Origin of the sequence: Streptomyces sp. NBC_01450 (assembly GCF_036227505.1) — a bacterium.
Classification (GTDB): Bacteria; Actinomycetota; Actinomycetes; order Streptomycetales; family Streptomycetaceae; genus Streptomyces.
In genome coordinates this window covers 6,901,396-6,915,948 of the sequence record NZ_CP109480.1, presented here as the reverse complement: position 1 = coordinate 6,915,948, position 14,553 = coordinate 6,901,396, and the positions used below count along the sequence as shown (strand labels likewise).

The 14,553-nt window shown below is 71.1% G+C and carries 9 protein-coding genes; 8 read left to right on the top strand and 1 reads right to left on the bottom strand.

All coding sequences use genetic code 11. The features are described 5' to 3' along the window. The first annotated feature begins 152 nt into the window (after nt 1–152). From OG568_RS30835 to OG568_RS30800, 8 genes are all read left to right on the top strand, one after another. Nucleotides 153–1,586: an ABC transporter substrate-binding protein gene (locus OG568_RS30835; RefSeq protein WP_329533896.1), complete on the top strand. Its 1,434-nt coding sequence runs from the start codon at nt 153–155 to the stop codon at nt 1,584–1,586. A 7-nt stretch (nt 1,587–1,593) separates the two neighbouring features. Beyond that, the gene (locus tag OG568_RS30830) at nt 1,594–2,934 is read left to right on the top strand and encodes a carbohydrate ABC transporter permease (RefSeq protein WP_329533895.1); all 1,341 of its coding nucleotides are present in this window, start codon (nt 1,594–1,596) and stop codon (nt 2,932–2,934) included. After that, complete coding sequence (locus OG568_RS30825; RefSeq protein WP_266582746.1) at nt 2,931–3,839, top strand: carbohydrate ABC transporter permease; 909 nt, start codon at nt 2,931–2,933, stop codon at nt 3,837–3,839. The genes OG568_RS30830 and OG568_RS30825 overlap by 4 nt, the downstream gene beginning before the upstream one ends. Nucleotides 3,840–3,990: 151 nt before the next feature. After that, nucleotides 3,991–6,270, top strand: coding sequence for a bifunctional glycosyltransferase/CDP-glycerol:glycerophosphate glycerophosphotransferase (locus OG568_RS30820; protein ID WP_329533894.1), 2,280 nt, complete (start codon nt 3,991–3,993; stop codon nt 6,268–6,270). A gap of 179 nt (nt 6,271–6,449) precedes the next feature. After that, complete coding sequence (locus tag OG568_RS30815) at nt 6,450–8,687, top strand: bifunctional glycosyltransferase/CDP-glycerol:glycerophosphate glycerophosphotransferase (RefSeq protein WP_329533893.1); 2,238 nt, start codon at nt 6,450–6,452, stop codon at nt 8,685–8,687. 1 nt (nt 8,688) lies between these two features. Further along, nucleotides 8,689–10,899 carry a bifunctional glycosyltransferase/CDP-glycerol:glycerophosphate glycerophosphotransferase gene (locus OG568_RS30810; RefSeq protein WP_329533892.1) on the top strand — a complete coding sequence of 737 codons (2,211 nt, stop codon included), beginning with the start codon at nt 8,689–8,691 and terminating at the stop codon, nt 10,897–10,899. An 8-nt stretch (nt 10,900–10,907) separates the two neighbouring features. Next, nucleotides 10,908–12,242: a hypothetical protein gene (locus tag OG568_RS30805; RefSeq protein ID WP_329533891.1), complete on the top strand. Its 1,335-nt coding sequence runs from the start codon at nt 10,908–10,910 to the stop codon at nt 12,240–12,242. 46 nt (nt 12,243–12,288) lie between these two features. Then, complete coding sequence (locus OG568_RS30800) at nt 12,289–13,899, top strand: hypothetical protein (protein ID WP_329533890.1); 1,611 nt, start codon at nt 12,289–12,291, stop codon at nt 13,897–13,899. A gap of 134 nt (nt 13,900–14,033) precedes the next feature. Here the strand turns inward: OG568_RS30800 and OG568_RS30795 are convergent, their stop codons facing one another. Then, nucleotides 14,034–14,447, bottom strand: a complete 414-nt coding sequence (locus tag OG568_RS30795) for an organic hydroperoxide resistance protein (protein ID WP_266582752.1) — start codon at nt 14,445–14,447, stop codon at nt 14,034–14,036. Nucleotides 14,448–14,553 lie beyond the last annotated feature (106 nt).

Sequence of the window (14,553 nt, the reverse complement as noted above, 5' to 3'; positions counted from 1 at the left end):
CGCACCGCGTTCTCACAGCCGACCACGTCACGACCCAGTCACGATCACCCACTTGACAGCGCAGGCGCTCTTGCCGCCCTCGATGCCCCGGCGTAGACCAGAGCGCACGGGACAGCGCCGGACGTTCGACGAGGAACGAGAACGGGGCAGTGATGGACAGAGCTCTTCGTACGCACAGGTCGCCCAATCACTCGACGCACAGGTCACCCAGAGCCGCACGGAACCGCAGGTCACCCAGGGCCGTACAGGCCGCCGCAGCCGTCTTCGTCGTCGGCGCCCTCGCCCTCACCGCGTGTGGCGGCGGCAAGGACAAGAACGACAACGGCGGTACGAGCAGTCCCAGTGGCAGCGGCGACACCGTCACCCTCCCCAAGCTCGACGGCGCGAGCCTCGAAGTCGCCGCCGTGTGGACCGGCGACGAGCAGAAGAACTTCAAGAAGGTCCTCGCGGAGTTCGAGAAGCGCACCGGCGCGAAGGTGACCTTCGTGGCGGCCCAGGACCCGATCATCAACTTCCTCGGTTCGAAGATCGCGGGCGGCCAGCCGCCGGACGTCGCGCTGCTCCCGCAGCCCGGCGCCATCAAACAGGCCGTCGACAAGAAGTGGGCCAAGCCCCTGGGCCCCGAGGCCCTGGCCGAGCTCGCCAAGAACTACTCGCAGGGCTGGCAGGACATCGGCAAGGTGGGCGGCAAGCAGTACGGCGTGTATTACAAGGCCGCCAACAAGTCGCTGATCTGGTACAACGCCAAGGTCTTCGAGAACGCGGGCGCGAAGGAACCCGGGACCTGGCAGGACCTGCTGACCACCGCGCAGACGGTCTACGACTCCGGTGTCACCCCGTTCTCCATCGGCGGCGCCGACGGCTGGACGCTCACCGACTGGTTCGAGAACGTGTATCTCTCCCAGGCGGGCCCGGAGAAGTACGACCAGCTGAGCCAGCACAAGATCAAGTGGACGGATCCGTCCGTCAAGCAGGCCCTCACCACCCTCGCCGGGATCTGGGGCAAGAAGAACTACATCGCGGGCGGCGCGAAGGGCGCCCTGCAGACGGAGTTCCCGGGCTCCGTGACCCAGACCTTCACCGGCGGCGACCAGCCCAAGGCGGGCATGGTCTTCGAGGGCGACTTCGCACAGGTCAACATCGGTGAGACCAAGGCCCAGGTGGGCACGGACGCGAAGGTGTTCCCGTTCCCGGCCGTGGGCGGCACGGCACCCGTGGTGTCCGGCGGCGACGCGGCCGTCATCCTCAAGGACTCCAAGGCGGCGCAGGCGCTGGCCACCTTCCTGGCCTCCCCGGACGCGGCGACGATCCAGGCGAAGCTGGGCGGCTACCTCTCCCCCAACAAGAACGTGCCGAACTCGGCGTACCCGAACCCGGTGCAGCAGAAGATCGCCAAGTCCCTGATCGCGTCGGGCGACGACTTCCGCTTCGACATGTCCGACCAGGCCCCGCAGGCCTTCGGCGGCACGCCCGGCAAGGGTGAGTGGAAGGACCTCCAGGACTTCCTGAAGAACCCGACCGACGTCGCCGGCACCCAGGCGACGCTGGAGAAGGACGCGGCGGCGGCGTACGGCAGCGGAAGCTGATCCGGCGATGACGTCGGCAACGGCCGGAGGAACCCCACCGGTTCCTCCGGCCCGTACACGCAAAAGCGTGACCGGCACCCGCAGGACCGTGGCGGTGCTGTTCCTGCTGCCCTGCCTCATGCTGCTCGGCGCGCTCGTGGTCTACCCGATCGGGTACTCGCTGATCCGCAGCTTCCTCAACCAGTCCGGCGACGGTTTCGCCGGAGTCGACAACTACAAGGCCCTGTTCACCGACGACGGCATCCGTACCGCCCTCAAGAACAACGTCATCTGGGTCGTGTTCGCGCCCACCGTCGCGACCGCGCTCGGTCTCGTCTTCGCGGTCCTGACCGAACGGGTCCGCTGGGGCACGGCGTTCAAGCTGGTCGTCTTCATGCCGATGGCGATCTCGATGCTCGCCGCGGGGATCATCTTCCGGCTGGTGTACGACCAGGACCCGGACAAGGGGGTCGCGAACGCGGTCTGGGTGGGGGTGCACGACACCTTCGCCGAGTCGTCGGCGTTCCCGAAGGCCCATCCGGGACGGCAGTCGCCGCTCCGGGCGGAAAAGGGCGGGTTCATCACGCAACAGGCCGTGCACGCCGGGCAGTCCGTCACCCTTCCCCTCGTCGGGGTCGCCCCCGACAAGATGCCGAGCGACGCGAAGAGGGCCGCGCAGGCCCCGTCCGAGCCCGGCAAGGTCACCGGCACCGCCTGGCAGGACTTCACCCGGGGCAAGGGCGTCGGCAGGCTCGGCCAGGTCGACCCGGGCGAACTCGGCTATGTGGGGATGAGGATCGAGGCGGTGAAGGACGGCAAGGTCGTCGATTCGGCGAAGGTGCGGGGCGACGGCACCTTCACGCTCTCCGAGAAGGCGGACGGGGCTCGACTGCGGCTTCCGGCCAGCAACTTCCGTGAGCCGTACAACGGCGTCGACTGGCTCGGCCCGTCGCTCGTCACCCCGGCCGTGATCGGCGCGTACGTCTGGATGTGGGCCGGCTTCGCCATGGTGCTCATCGCGGCGGGGCTCGCGGGTGTGCCGCGTGAACTCCTCGAAGCGGCACGGGTGGACGGCGCGAACGAGTGGCAGGTATTCCGAAGAGTCACCGTGCCGCTGCTCGCGCCCGTCCTCGCCGTCGTCCTCGTCACGCTGATGATCAATGTGCTGAAGGTCTTCGACCTGGTCTTCATCATCCCGCCGGGCTCGTCCCAGGACGACGCGAACGTGCTGGCCCTGGAGTTGTACCGGAAGGGCTTCTCCGAGGACCAGCCGGGCATCGCGAGCGCGATCGCCGTGTTCCTGCTGCTGCTCGTGATCCCGGTGGTGTGGTTCAACGTGCGTCGTCTGCGGCGGGAGGTACGACGATGACCACTCATGTCGACGGTCTCACGAAGACCGCGCCCGTCACCGCCGTCAAGGCCAGGCAGTCGCTCGGCTCCCGGCTCGCGAGCGGTGTCAGCGGCGGGATCGTCCGGGTCTTCCTCCTGCTTGTCGGCCTGTTCTGGCTGGTGCCGACGATCGGGCTGCTGCTGTCCTCGCTGCGCACACCGGAGGACATGAGCGCGTCCGGCTGGTGGAAGGTCTTCAGCGAGCCGTCCCAGCTCACCGTGGACAGTTACCAGAAGCTCCTGGAGAACGGCGACATCACCAGCTCGCTGGGGAACACGGTGCTGATCACCGTCCCGGCGACCGTCCTCGTCGTCGTCATCGGCGCGCTCGCGGGCTATGCCTTCGCCTGGATGGAGTTCCCGGGCCGCGACTGGTGGTTCCTGGCGGTGGTCGGTCTGCTGGTCGTGCCCGTGCAGGTGGCGCTGATCCCGATCGCCGAACTCTTCGGCAAGATCGGCATCTTCGGCACGATCTTCGGGGTGATCCTCTTCCACGTGGGCTTCGGCCTGCCCTTCGCGGTGTTCCTGCTGCGGAACTTCTTCGCGGAGATCCCCCGGGAGCTGCTGGAGGCGGCCCGGCTGGACGGCGCGGGTGAACTGCGCCTGTTCCTGCGGGTCGTGATGCCGCTCGGCGGTCCCGCGATCGCCTCGCTCGGCATCTTCCAGTTCCTGTGGGTGTGGAACGACATGCTGGTCGCGCTGGTGTTCTCCGACGCGGGCAGCCAGCCGATCACGGTCGCGCTCCAGACCCAGGTGCGCCAGTTCGGCAACAACATCGACGTGCTGGCGCCCGGCGCCTTCATCTCGATGGTCATCCCGCTGGCCGTGTTCTTCGCGTTCCAACGGCAGTTCGTGTCCGGGGTGATGGCGGGCGCGGTGAAGTAGCCGGACGGACAACCACATCAGGGGCGGGCCGGATGCCGGTTCGCCCCTCGGCGTTCACCCGGGGTTTCCCCCGTATGCCACATCTGGCGTAACCAAGTCACCCCTTCGGCCGTTGCCGGGCAGTATGCCCGAGCCGACCCATGGATGTCCGTTGCCCAGGTTCAGTGTCATCGTCCCCGCGTACAAGGTTCAGGCGTACCTCCACGAATGCCTCGAATCCGTCCTGGAGCAGTCCTTTCCGGACCTCGAACTGATCGCCGTCGACGACTGCTCGCCCGACGGCTGCGGCGCGATCGTCGACGAGTTCGCCGCCCGCGACTCCCGGGTCCGCCCCGTCCACCTGCCTCGGAACGTGGGCCTCGGCCTCGCCCGCAACGCCGGGCTCGACCACGCGACCGGCGACTACCTGGTCTTCCTGGACGGCGACGACACCCTCACCCCGGACGCCCTGCGCGCGATCGCCGACCGGCTGAAGGACACCGCCGAACCGGACGTCCTGGTCTACGACTACGCGCGCACGTACTGGAACGGGGACATCGTCCGCAACCGCTTCGCGGATCAGCTCAGCGAGCGAGGGCCCGCGCCCTTCCGGCTCGACGACCGGCCGGGGCTGCTCAGGGTGCTGATGGTGGTGTGGAACAAGGCGTACCGAAGGGAGTTCGTCGAGCGCGAGGGCCTCGCCTTCCCGCCCGGCTACTACGAGGACACCCCCTGGACCTACCCGGCGCTGATCTCCGCCCGGACGATCGCGACGCTCGACCGGGTCTGTGTGCACTACCGCCAGCGCCGCCGCGGCAACATCCTCGGCACCAGCAGCCGCAGTCACTTCGACATCTTCGAGCAGTACGACCGGGTCTTCGCGCATCTCGACGCGCACCCGGAGCTGGCGCGCTGGCGCCCGGTCCTGTTCCGCCGCATGGTCGACCACCTCTCGACGGTGTTCTCCAAGCGGGGCCGGCTGCCGCGCGGCACCCGCGCCGAGTTCCTGCGCAAGGCCCGTACCCACTACCGCCGTTACCGCACGCCGGGCGCCCCCGTCCGCCCCCGCACCCGCCTCCGGCACGCCCTGGTCCGGCTCGGCAACCACCGCACGTACCGTCTGCTGGCCCTGGCCACGAGCGCCCACAAGAAGGCCCTGCGCCGTGTCAAGGGACTGCTGCGCAAGGTCCGCGGCGGCGCCCTCCAGTTCCACTACCGGGTCCAGCTCCGGCTGCCGCTGCGCGCCGACCGCGCCGTCTTCTCCAGCTACTGGGGGCGCGGCCACGGCTGCAACCCGGGCGCCCTGGAGTCCGCGTTCCGCGCTCTCGCCCCGCACATCCGTACGGCGTGGATCGCGCACCCCGAGCACCACCACACGATCCCGGCCTCGACGCGCCGTCTGCGGCCGGGTACGACGGCGTACTGGACGGCGCTCGCCCGCTCCAAGTACCTCGTCAACAACGTCAACTTCGACCGCCGGCTGGTCAAGCGCCCCGGCCAGATCATGATCCAGACCCAGCACGGCACCCCGCTCAAGTACATGGGGCTCGACCTCCAGGACCGCCCGGCGGCCGCCCGCGACACCGACTTCGCCGAGCTGCTGCGCAGCGCCGACAAGTGGGACTACTGCCTGTCCGGCAACCGCCACTCCACCCTGGTCTGGGAGCGCGTCTTCCCCGCCTCGTACACGACGCTGGAGTACGGCCTCCCCCGCAACGACGTGTTCCAGCGGGCGACCTCGACGGACGTCACCCGGCTGCGCCAGTCCCTCGGCATCCCCGAGGGCACGGTCGCCCTCCTGTACGCGCCGACCTACCGCGACTACCGCCGCACCCAGCGCCTGGCCCTGGACCTGGAGCGCGTCCTGCGCCGGCTCGGCCCCCGGTTCGTCGTGCTGGCCCGCGCCCACCACTCGTACGCGGCCGCGCTGAGCGCACACTCCGGGGCCCGGCTCATCGACGTCTCCGACCACCCGAGCGTCGAGAACCTCTGCCTGGCCTCGGACGCGCTGGTCACCGACTACTCGTCCCTGATGTTCGACTACGCGGTCCTGGACCGGCCGATCGTGATCCACGCGGACGACTGGGAGGCGTACCAGGCGTCCCGGGGAACCTACTTCGACCTGCGCGCCTTCCCGCCGGGCGCGGTCGCGCGCAGCGAGGACGAGCTGATCGACATCTTCGCGACCGGCCACTGGCGCGGCTCCCGTTCGACCCAACTGCGCACCGCGTTCCGCGAGCGGTTCTGCCCGAACGAGGACGGGCGCGCCGCCGAGCGGGTCGTACGCCATGTCGTGCTGGGCGAGAGCGGCGGGCTGCCGCGGGTGCTGCCGCCCACGCAGCGCCACCCGGTCCCGTCGGCCGCCGCGGCGCGCCCGGTGACGCACCTGGCCACCGTGCCCGCGCCCGCCGCCGCGCCCGTCACCGCCGTCCCTGTCGCCGAGACCCTCTGAACCGGAGCAGGCATGCCCTCCAGCCCCTCCCGGCCCACACCGACGAGACCCGTCACCTGGCGCCCCGCCGGGCGGCCCGGGCGCTGACACCCATCGGCGCCCGGCGAAGCCACCCCGCACCGGGACCCGAGAAGCAACCAGAGAAGTAAGCCCAGAGAAGTAAGCAGAGAAAGAGCAGAATGCCCCGCTTCAGCATCATCGTCCCCACCCATGGAGTCGCCGGGCGACTGGCCCTCGCACTGGACTCGGTCCTCGACCAGTCCTTCGGCGACTTCGAGGTGATCCCGGTCTGCGACGGGCCGGACTCCCCGGCGAGCGAGGTGGCCACCGGGTACGCCGCACGGGACTCCCGGGTCGCCCCGGTCCACTCGCCGCCCACGGACGGACTGAGCGGGGCACGCAACACCGGGATCGGGGCGGCGAGCGGCACGTATCTGCTCTTCCTCGACGGCGACGACGTCCTGATGCCGGGCGCGCTGGCCACCCTGGACCACAGACTCCAGGAGGAGCCCGAGGAGGTGGACGTCCTCTACTTCGGGCACGAACGCGTCCACTGGTGGGACGTCGGGACCAGCACACCGCCGCTCCCGAGGACTCCGGAGGGGGTGTTCACCCCGGACCGGGCGCCGCGGCTGACCGGGGCGGGCCTTCCGGCGTGGAGCGCGGCCTACCGCCGGGCGTTCCTGCGTGAGCGGCGCCTGACCTTCCCCCAGGGACATTTCACGGATCTCGGCTGGGGCGGCCTGGTGACGGTGGCCGCCGAGCGGGTCGCGGTGCTGCGCCAGACCGTCGTACGGCATCGGCTGCGCCGGCAGGGCAGCCGCTTGAACACGCCGGGCGAGCACCAGTTCCAGCTCCTCGACCAGGTCGACCTGGTGCTGACCCGGGCGGCCGAGCGGGGGCTGTCCGTGGAGCGGTCACGGGCGCTGTTCGGTGACCTCTTCACGGTGGTGTTGAAGTCGGCGGCCCATCCGAAGCGGCTTCCGCCGCACCGGCGCCGGGCCTTCTTCCGGCGCGCGGGCCGGCTCTACCGGCGCCACCGGCCCGCCGGGTTCCGGCCGCCGCCGGGCCGGATCGGGGTGCAGTACCGGCTCCTGGCGGCCGGGGCGTACAGCGCGTTCCGCGCGCTGCGCGGCGTCAGCCGGCGGATGACGAGGGCGGGGACGGGGGTCTCCCCCGGCCGGGCGAGGTCGAGCACTTGGGGGAAGCTGCCGCTCTCCCGCCTGCTGAACGCCCGTGCGCTGTACGCCGCGCGGCTGCGCCTTCCCCTCGACGAGAACCTCGCCGTGTACTGCGCGTACTGGGGGCGCGGCTACGCCTGCAGTCCGGCCGCGATCCACGCCAAGGCCCTCGAACTCGCCCCGCATCTGCGCTCGGTGTTCCTGGTCGAGGCCGACGCGGTGGACCAGGTCCCGGACGGTGTCGACCACGCGGTGATCGGCAGCCCGCGCGCCTGGGAGGTGCTGGCCCGTGCCAAGTACCTGATCAACAACGCCAATTTCGCGGACGGTGTCGTCAAGCGGCCCGGCAGCGTGCACCTCCAGACCCAGCACGGCACGCCGCTGAAGACGATGGGCGTCGACCAATCGACGTATCCGATCGTGGCCGCCGCGACCGGCAGCTTCGCCAAGCTGCTGGCCCGGGTGGACCGCTGGGACTACAACCTCTCCTCCAACCGGCACTCCACCCAGATGTGGGAGCGGGCCTTCCCCGGCACGTACGAGACGCTGGAGTACGGCTATCCGCGCAACGACGTCTACTACACGGCGGCCGCCGACGACGTGGCCCGCGTCCGCGCCCGGCTGGGCGTCCCCGAGGGCAGGACCGCCCTCCTCTACGCGCCCACGCACCGTGACTACAGCACCGGCTTCGAGTCCCGGCTCGACCTGGAGGCCTTCTGCGAGGAGATCGGCGACGAGTTCGTCGTGCTCCTGCGCGCCCACTACTTCTACGACGAGGGCAGGGGCAGAAGCAGCGGCCGGATCATCGACGTGACCCGGCACCGGTCCTCGGAGGACGTCTGTCTGGCCGCCGACGCGCTGATCACGGACTACTCGTCGATCATGTTCGACTACGCCAACCTCGACCGCCCGATCGTCGTGTACGCGGACGACTGGGAGATCTACCGGGAGACGCGGGGCGTCTACTTCGACCTGATGGAGGCACCGCCGGGCCCGGTGGTGCGCACCCCGGGGGAGCTCGCGGGGGCCTTTCGCGACCGCACCTACGCGGACGACTCCTCGCGGGCCCTGCGGGCCGCGTTCCGTGAGCGCTTCTGCCAGTTCGACGACGGGCAGGCCGCCGAACGGGTGGTCCGCAGAGTGCTGCTGGGCCAGCCGCCCGAGGCGATCCCCGCGGTGATCCCCCTCCTCGAACGCCTTCCGGCCCCGGCCGCGTCCACCCTTGTGAGGAGCTGACGTGCCCCGCTTCAGCGTCATCGTCCCCGTCTTCAAGGTGCAGGGCTTTCTGCGCGAGTGTCTCGACTCGGTCCTGGGGCAGTCGTACACCGACATCGAGGTGATCGCGGTCGACGACTGCTCACCGGACGGCTGCGGCGCGATCCTCGACGAGTACGCGGCCCGCGACCCGCGCCTGCGGGTGCTGCACCTGCCGCAGAACGTGGGCCTCGGCCGGGCCCGCAACGCCGGGATGCCGTTCGCGACGGGGGACTTCCTCCTCTTCCTCGACAGCGACGACACCCTCACGCCGGGTGCCCTGCGTGCCATCGCCGACCGCCTCGAGGAGACCGCCGACCCCGATGTGCTGGTCTTCGACTACGCGCGCACCTACTGGTGGGGCGGAACACGCCGCAACGTCCTCGCGCAGGTGCTGGCCGAGGGCGGCGACGGCTGCTTCACGGCCGCCGAACACCCGGAGATCCTCGACCTGTTGATGGTCGTGTGGAACAAGGTCTACCGCCGTGCGTTCGTCGGGCGGGAGGGCTTCACCTTCCCGCCCGGCTACTACGAGGACACCCCCTGGACCTTCCCGGTCATGCTGAGCGCGGAGCGGATCGCCACCCTGGACCGGATCTGTCTGAACTACCGGCAGCGCCGCCAGGGCAACATCCTGTCCACCACCAGCCGGGGGCACTTCGACATCCACGACCAGTACGAGCGGGTCTTCGCCTTCGTCGACTCCCGCCCACAGCTGTCGAGCTGGCGCCCGTATCTGCACCGCAAGATGGGCGAGCACTGTCTCGACATCCTCGCCAAGCCGGACCGGCTGCCCGCGTCCGACAAGGACGAGTTCTTCCGGCGTACGGCCGCGCTCTTCCGCAAGCACCAGGACGGCGGCCCGGTGCCGCGTGAACTGCGCGTGCTGCAGGACGGTTACGTGGCCTACCTCGCCCGGCGGCAGTCCGGCCGTCTCGGCGCGGAGCTCGGGCGGCGCCGGCTGCAGGTGCGCAAGGCGGCGGCGACCAGGGTCAAGAGCGGCTGGTCCGCGGTGCACGAACGCCGGCCGCTGGACCCGGACCTCGCGGTGTACTCGGCGTTCTCGCACCGCGGTGTGCTCGGCGACCCGGGCGCGATCTACCACGCGGCGCGTGAACTCGCCCCGCACATCAGGGGGGTGTGGGTGGTGCGCGGGGACCAGGTGCCGCTGCTGCCGCCCGGCGTCGAGTACGTCCTGCCGGACTCGCTCGGCCACCGCCGGGTCACCGCCCGCGCCACCTACCTGATCAACAACGTCAACTGGCCCGGCACCCAGGTCAAGCGCGAGGGCAGCGTCCATGTGCACACCCACCAGGGCACCCCGCTGAAGTACATGGGAGCCGACCTGCTCGACAAGCCCGGCGCCCGGCACGGCTTCGACGTGCCGCAGATGCTGCGCCGCGCCGACCGCTGGGACTACAGCCTGGTCGCCAACCGCCACTCCGAACTGGTCTGGGACCGCGCCTACCCCTGCCACTTCACCTCGCTGCGCACCGGCAGCCCCCGCAACGACGTCCTCGTACGGGCGCGCCCCGAGCACGGTGCGGCGGTCCGCGCCCGCCTCGGCATCCCGGCCGACCACCGGGTGGTGCTGTACGCGCCGACACGCCGCGACTACGTCCGCGGCGGGCTCGTCGACCGCATCGACCTGGCCCGGTTCGCCGACGACCTCGGCGAGGGCCACACCCTCCTCGTACGGCTGCACCCCTCCCTCACGGACGGCCCCTCGCGCGGGATGGGCCTGTCGGAGCTGCACCGGCGAGGTGTCGTCCTCGACGCGACCGACGAGCCGCACGTCGAGGACCTGATGCTCGCCTCCGACGTGCTGGTCACGGACTACTCGGCCCTGATGTTCGACTACGCCAACCTGGACCGGCCGATCGTGATCCACGCGGACGACTGGGGCGCCTACGCCGCGAGCCGGGGCGCGTACTTCGACATCACGGCCGACGCGCCGGGCCATGTGACGGGCTCCTACCGTGAGCTCGCGCGGCTGTTCGCGTCCGGGTCCTGGCACGACCAGGAGTCGGCACGGCTGCGGGCCGGGTTCCGGGCGCGGTTCTGCGCGTTCGACGACGGGCGGGCCGCCGAGCGGGTGGTACGGACGCTGATGCTCGGCGAGCGCTTCGAGGGCCCGGTGCCGGTGGCGGTGGTGCCCGCGCAGGCGGGACACGACGCCCTCACATCGTCGTGAGGGCCCTCATGACCGTCGTCGGCCTGTTCACGAAGCCGCGTGCGCCCCGGTTCTGGGTTCTCGCCCTGGCCGCCGTCTTCGCCCTGCTCCAGCTCGCGAACGTCACCGGCCGGGACACTCCCGACACCAAGAACTACCTCTCGTACGCGCTCAGTCTGCGCGGCGCGAGCAAGCACGAGGCGGCCGCGGCCACCATCGACTACGCCTGCGCCGGCCTGGCGTCCATCGCGCGCCGCGACCAGAGCGTCGACGTCGTCCACTTCCGTGAGCCGAGCCCCGCCCGGCAGGTCGTCGAGGAGTGCCGGCGCGACCAGTGGGGGTGGGTGTCGAAGCGGCTGAGCGCCGGGCAGACGACGGGCCACACCGTGCCGTTCATACCGCCGCGCTTCATGCGAATCTTCGAGGCGCGGCCCGGATATCCGGCGTTCCTGGTCCCCTTCATCACCGTTCTCGGCGTGAAGTGGGGCCTGTGGACGTCGAGTGTCCTCATCGCGGTCGCCGGGGGCGTACTCGCCTTCCTGGTGCTGCGCACCCTGCGCGCCCCCACCGTCGCGGCCCTGACCGGACAGGTCCTCTTCTACGTCCTGCCGTGCGGCACGACCGCCATGCGGCCCATGACCGAGGGTCTGCTGCTGGCGCTGACACTGGCCGCGCTGTGGGGCTGCGCACTCGCCCTTCAGGGCCGGACGCGGGCCGCGACCGCGCTGGTCGGCGGGTCCCTGGCCGCGCTCTTCGCCGTCAAGCACTCGCAGGCGCTGTTCCTCGGGCTGTGCCTGGCGGGCGCCTGCGCGGTGCTGGGCGTCCGGCGCGGCGGGCTACGGCAACCGCTGCGCAGGCTCGCACGGCCGTTGCGGGAGGTGGGGGTGGTGGCGGCCTGCGGGGTCGCCGTCACCCTGCTCGCGGCGAAGGTGCTGGGCTACCCGTCCGAGTCGGAGTCCCTCCAGGACCTGCTCACGGCCCACTTCTCCCGGCCCGACCGCAGCCGTCCGTGGCCGGAGTTCCTGGACCTGGAGGTCAACTTCTGGGTGGAGTGGCTGCGCCGCGAGCTCTGGGAGCCGTTCTTCCTGACGGCCCTGTCGGCCGGGGCCTGGGGCGCGCTGCGGCGGCGTCCGGACTTCGGGGTGTTCCTGGTCGCGGGCGCGCTCACCGGCGTCCTCAACCAGGCCGGACATCCCGACATCGACATCTACGGCGACCGGCTGATCGTGCTGGCGTGGGTGCTGCCGGTGGTGGGGCTCCCGCTGCTGCTGGAACAGGTCGTACGGCCTCGGGTGCAGGGGCTGGACACGGTGCCGGGACCCCTTCGGGCGGACGCGGAGCTGGACGCCGGAGTCGCTCGATGAGGTGAACTTCGGCAAAGCCGCCGATCTCAGTGGGCATATACGACAAATGCTCCGAACAGCTCAGGCCGGCGTCGGCCTCCTCGTCCGACGGACCGCCCCCGGCGCGACCGCACTGCGTGGCGGCACCCCCAGGCGCCCCACGCCCTACCAAGTCTTCGGCGGTCTGTTCTGGATGGTGATGTGCCTCGCCTCCTGGCGGGTGCCGATGTGCTGCGACTTCGGCCAGCACGCCGCGGTCGTCGAGCGCCTCAAGGCGAACCTCCTCCATCCGGCCCATCCGATGGCGGACCTGCCGGGCGAGGGCAGCCCGTACTACTCGCCGTACACCGTGGCGCAGGGCGCCTTCGCCCGGCTGACGGGCCTCGCGGGCTGGGAGGTGGTCCGCCTCTCGACCCCGCTGAACCTGCTGGTGCTGCTGACGGGGATCGGCCGCTTCGTCCGCGTCCTGGCGCCCCGCCGTCCCTGGGCACCCGTGGGCGCGCTGCTCGCGATGGCGCTGCTGTGGGGTACCGAGCGGGCCTGGTCGAGCGGCTACCTCGGGCTGATGTCGATGGCGGGGAACCTCGGCTATCCGTCGACGTTCGCCATCGGACTCACCTTCTGGGCCTGGGCGCTCACGGCCACGTTCGCGGTAGGGCTCGGCGGCCCGGTCCGGTACGTCGGCCCGAGCGGGCTGCGGGGCCTGTCCGGGCACAAGGGGCTCGGCGTCCTCTACGGTCTGATCCTGCTCGTCCATCCGATCACCGCGTTCGCGGCGGCGCTCGGAGCGGTGGCGTTCGTGGCCGGATGGCAGCGGGGATGGCGGGCGGCCGTGGCGGCCCGTTGGGCGCTCACGGGGGCGGCGGCGCTGATGATCGCCCACCTCTGGCCGTACTTCGACGTCTTCACCCTGCCCGGGGACCACAGCATGGACGCGCTGTACCGGCGGCTGTACGAGGGGGTGCCCGGGCACTTCTGGCTGGCGCTGATCGGGGTACCGGCGCTGTGGCTGCGGGCGCGGCGCTCCTGGCGGGACCCGCTGGTGCTGATGTTCGCGCTGGACTGTCTGGCGGTGGCGTACGGCTGGGTCAGCGGGCACTACACCTACGGCAGGATCCTGGGACTCGCGCTCGTGGCACCGCAGTTCGCGCTCGCGGTGGAACTGGCGGCGACACGGCCGTGGCCGGTGTGGCGGCGGGCCCTGGGGGCGGTGGCGGCCGCCGGCGCCTGCGTCGGTTTCCTCACGGTGCAGGCCGGTGCCGTCGTACCGCGTTCACTCGATCCGGTGAGTTTCGACCAGCCGCCGCGCTGGCCGACGTACGACTGGGCCGCACGGCACATCAAGCCCGGCGAGGTGGTGATCGCCGACGGGTACTACGCCGCCCATCTGATCGCGGGCTACGGCCCGAACCTCGCCGCGCCCACGCGGCCGGACGCGGCGTTGGACGAGCGGGAGCGGGCACGGCGGCTCGCGGCCGTCCGGGGCTATCTCGACCCCGCGTCGACCCGCACCGAGCGCGCCGCCGTGGTCCGTCGCTATCACGTGCGGTGGCTGCTGCTCACTCGGGAGCGTCGGGTGCCGGAGGAGGCGACGGTGGTCGACTGGAGCCGGAGCACGGGCGAGGTGCTCGCGCGGGTCGCTCCGCGGGGTGGGCAGGAGGCCGCGGGTGATTCGTAGGGCGCGGGGTCGACTGTGACTGGTCGCGCCCACGCGGCGGAGCCGCACACGCCACAGCCCCGCGTCCCTGACGGGGCGCGGGTGCCGGGCGGCGTCACGACCTGCGGACCGACTCCGGACCGCTCGCTCCCGAACTACTCGACGACGAGCTCGACCGGGATGTTGCCGCGGGTCGCGTTGGAGTAGGGGCAGACCTGGTGGGCCTGCTCGACCAGCTTGCGGCCGGTGGCCTGGTCCACGGAGTCGGGAAGCTCGATGCGGAGCGTGACGGCGAGGCCGAAGCCCTCGCCCTGCTTGCCGATGCCGACCTCGCCGGTCACCGCGGCCTCGCTGACGTCGACCTTCGCGGCGCGGCCGACGAGGCCGAGGGCGCTGGCGAAACAGGCGGCGTAGCCGGCCGCGAACAGCTGCTCGGGGTTGGTGCCCTGGCCATTGCCGCCCATCTCCACCGGGAGGGCCAGCTGGAGGTCGAGCTTGCCGTCGGAGCTGACGGCGCGTCCCTCGCGGCCGTGGGTGGCGGTGGCGACAGCGGTGTAGAGCGTGTCCATGGAGACCGTCCCTCTCAAGTCAAGGTCTTGCCGGGGCGGCCGGTCCGACCGCCTCACGGCCTCAATTAGAGCACGCAATTCAATTGTGCACAACTTAATGGCGGGC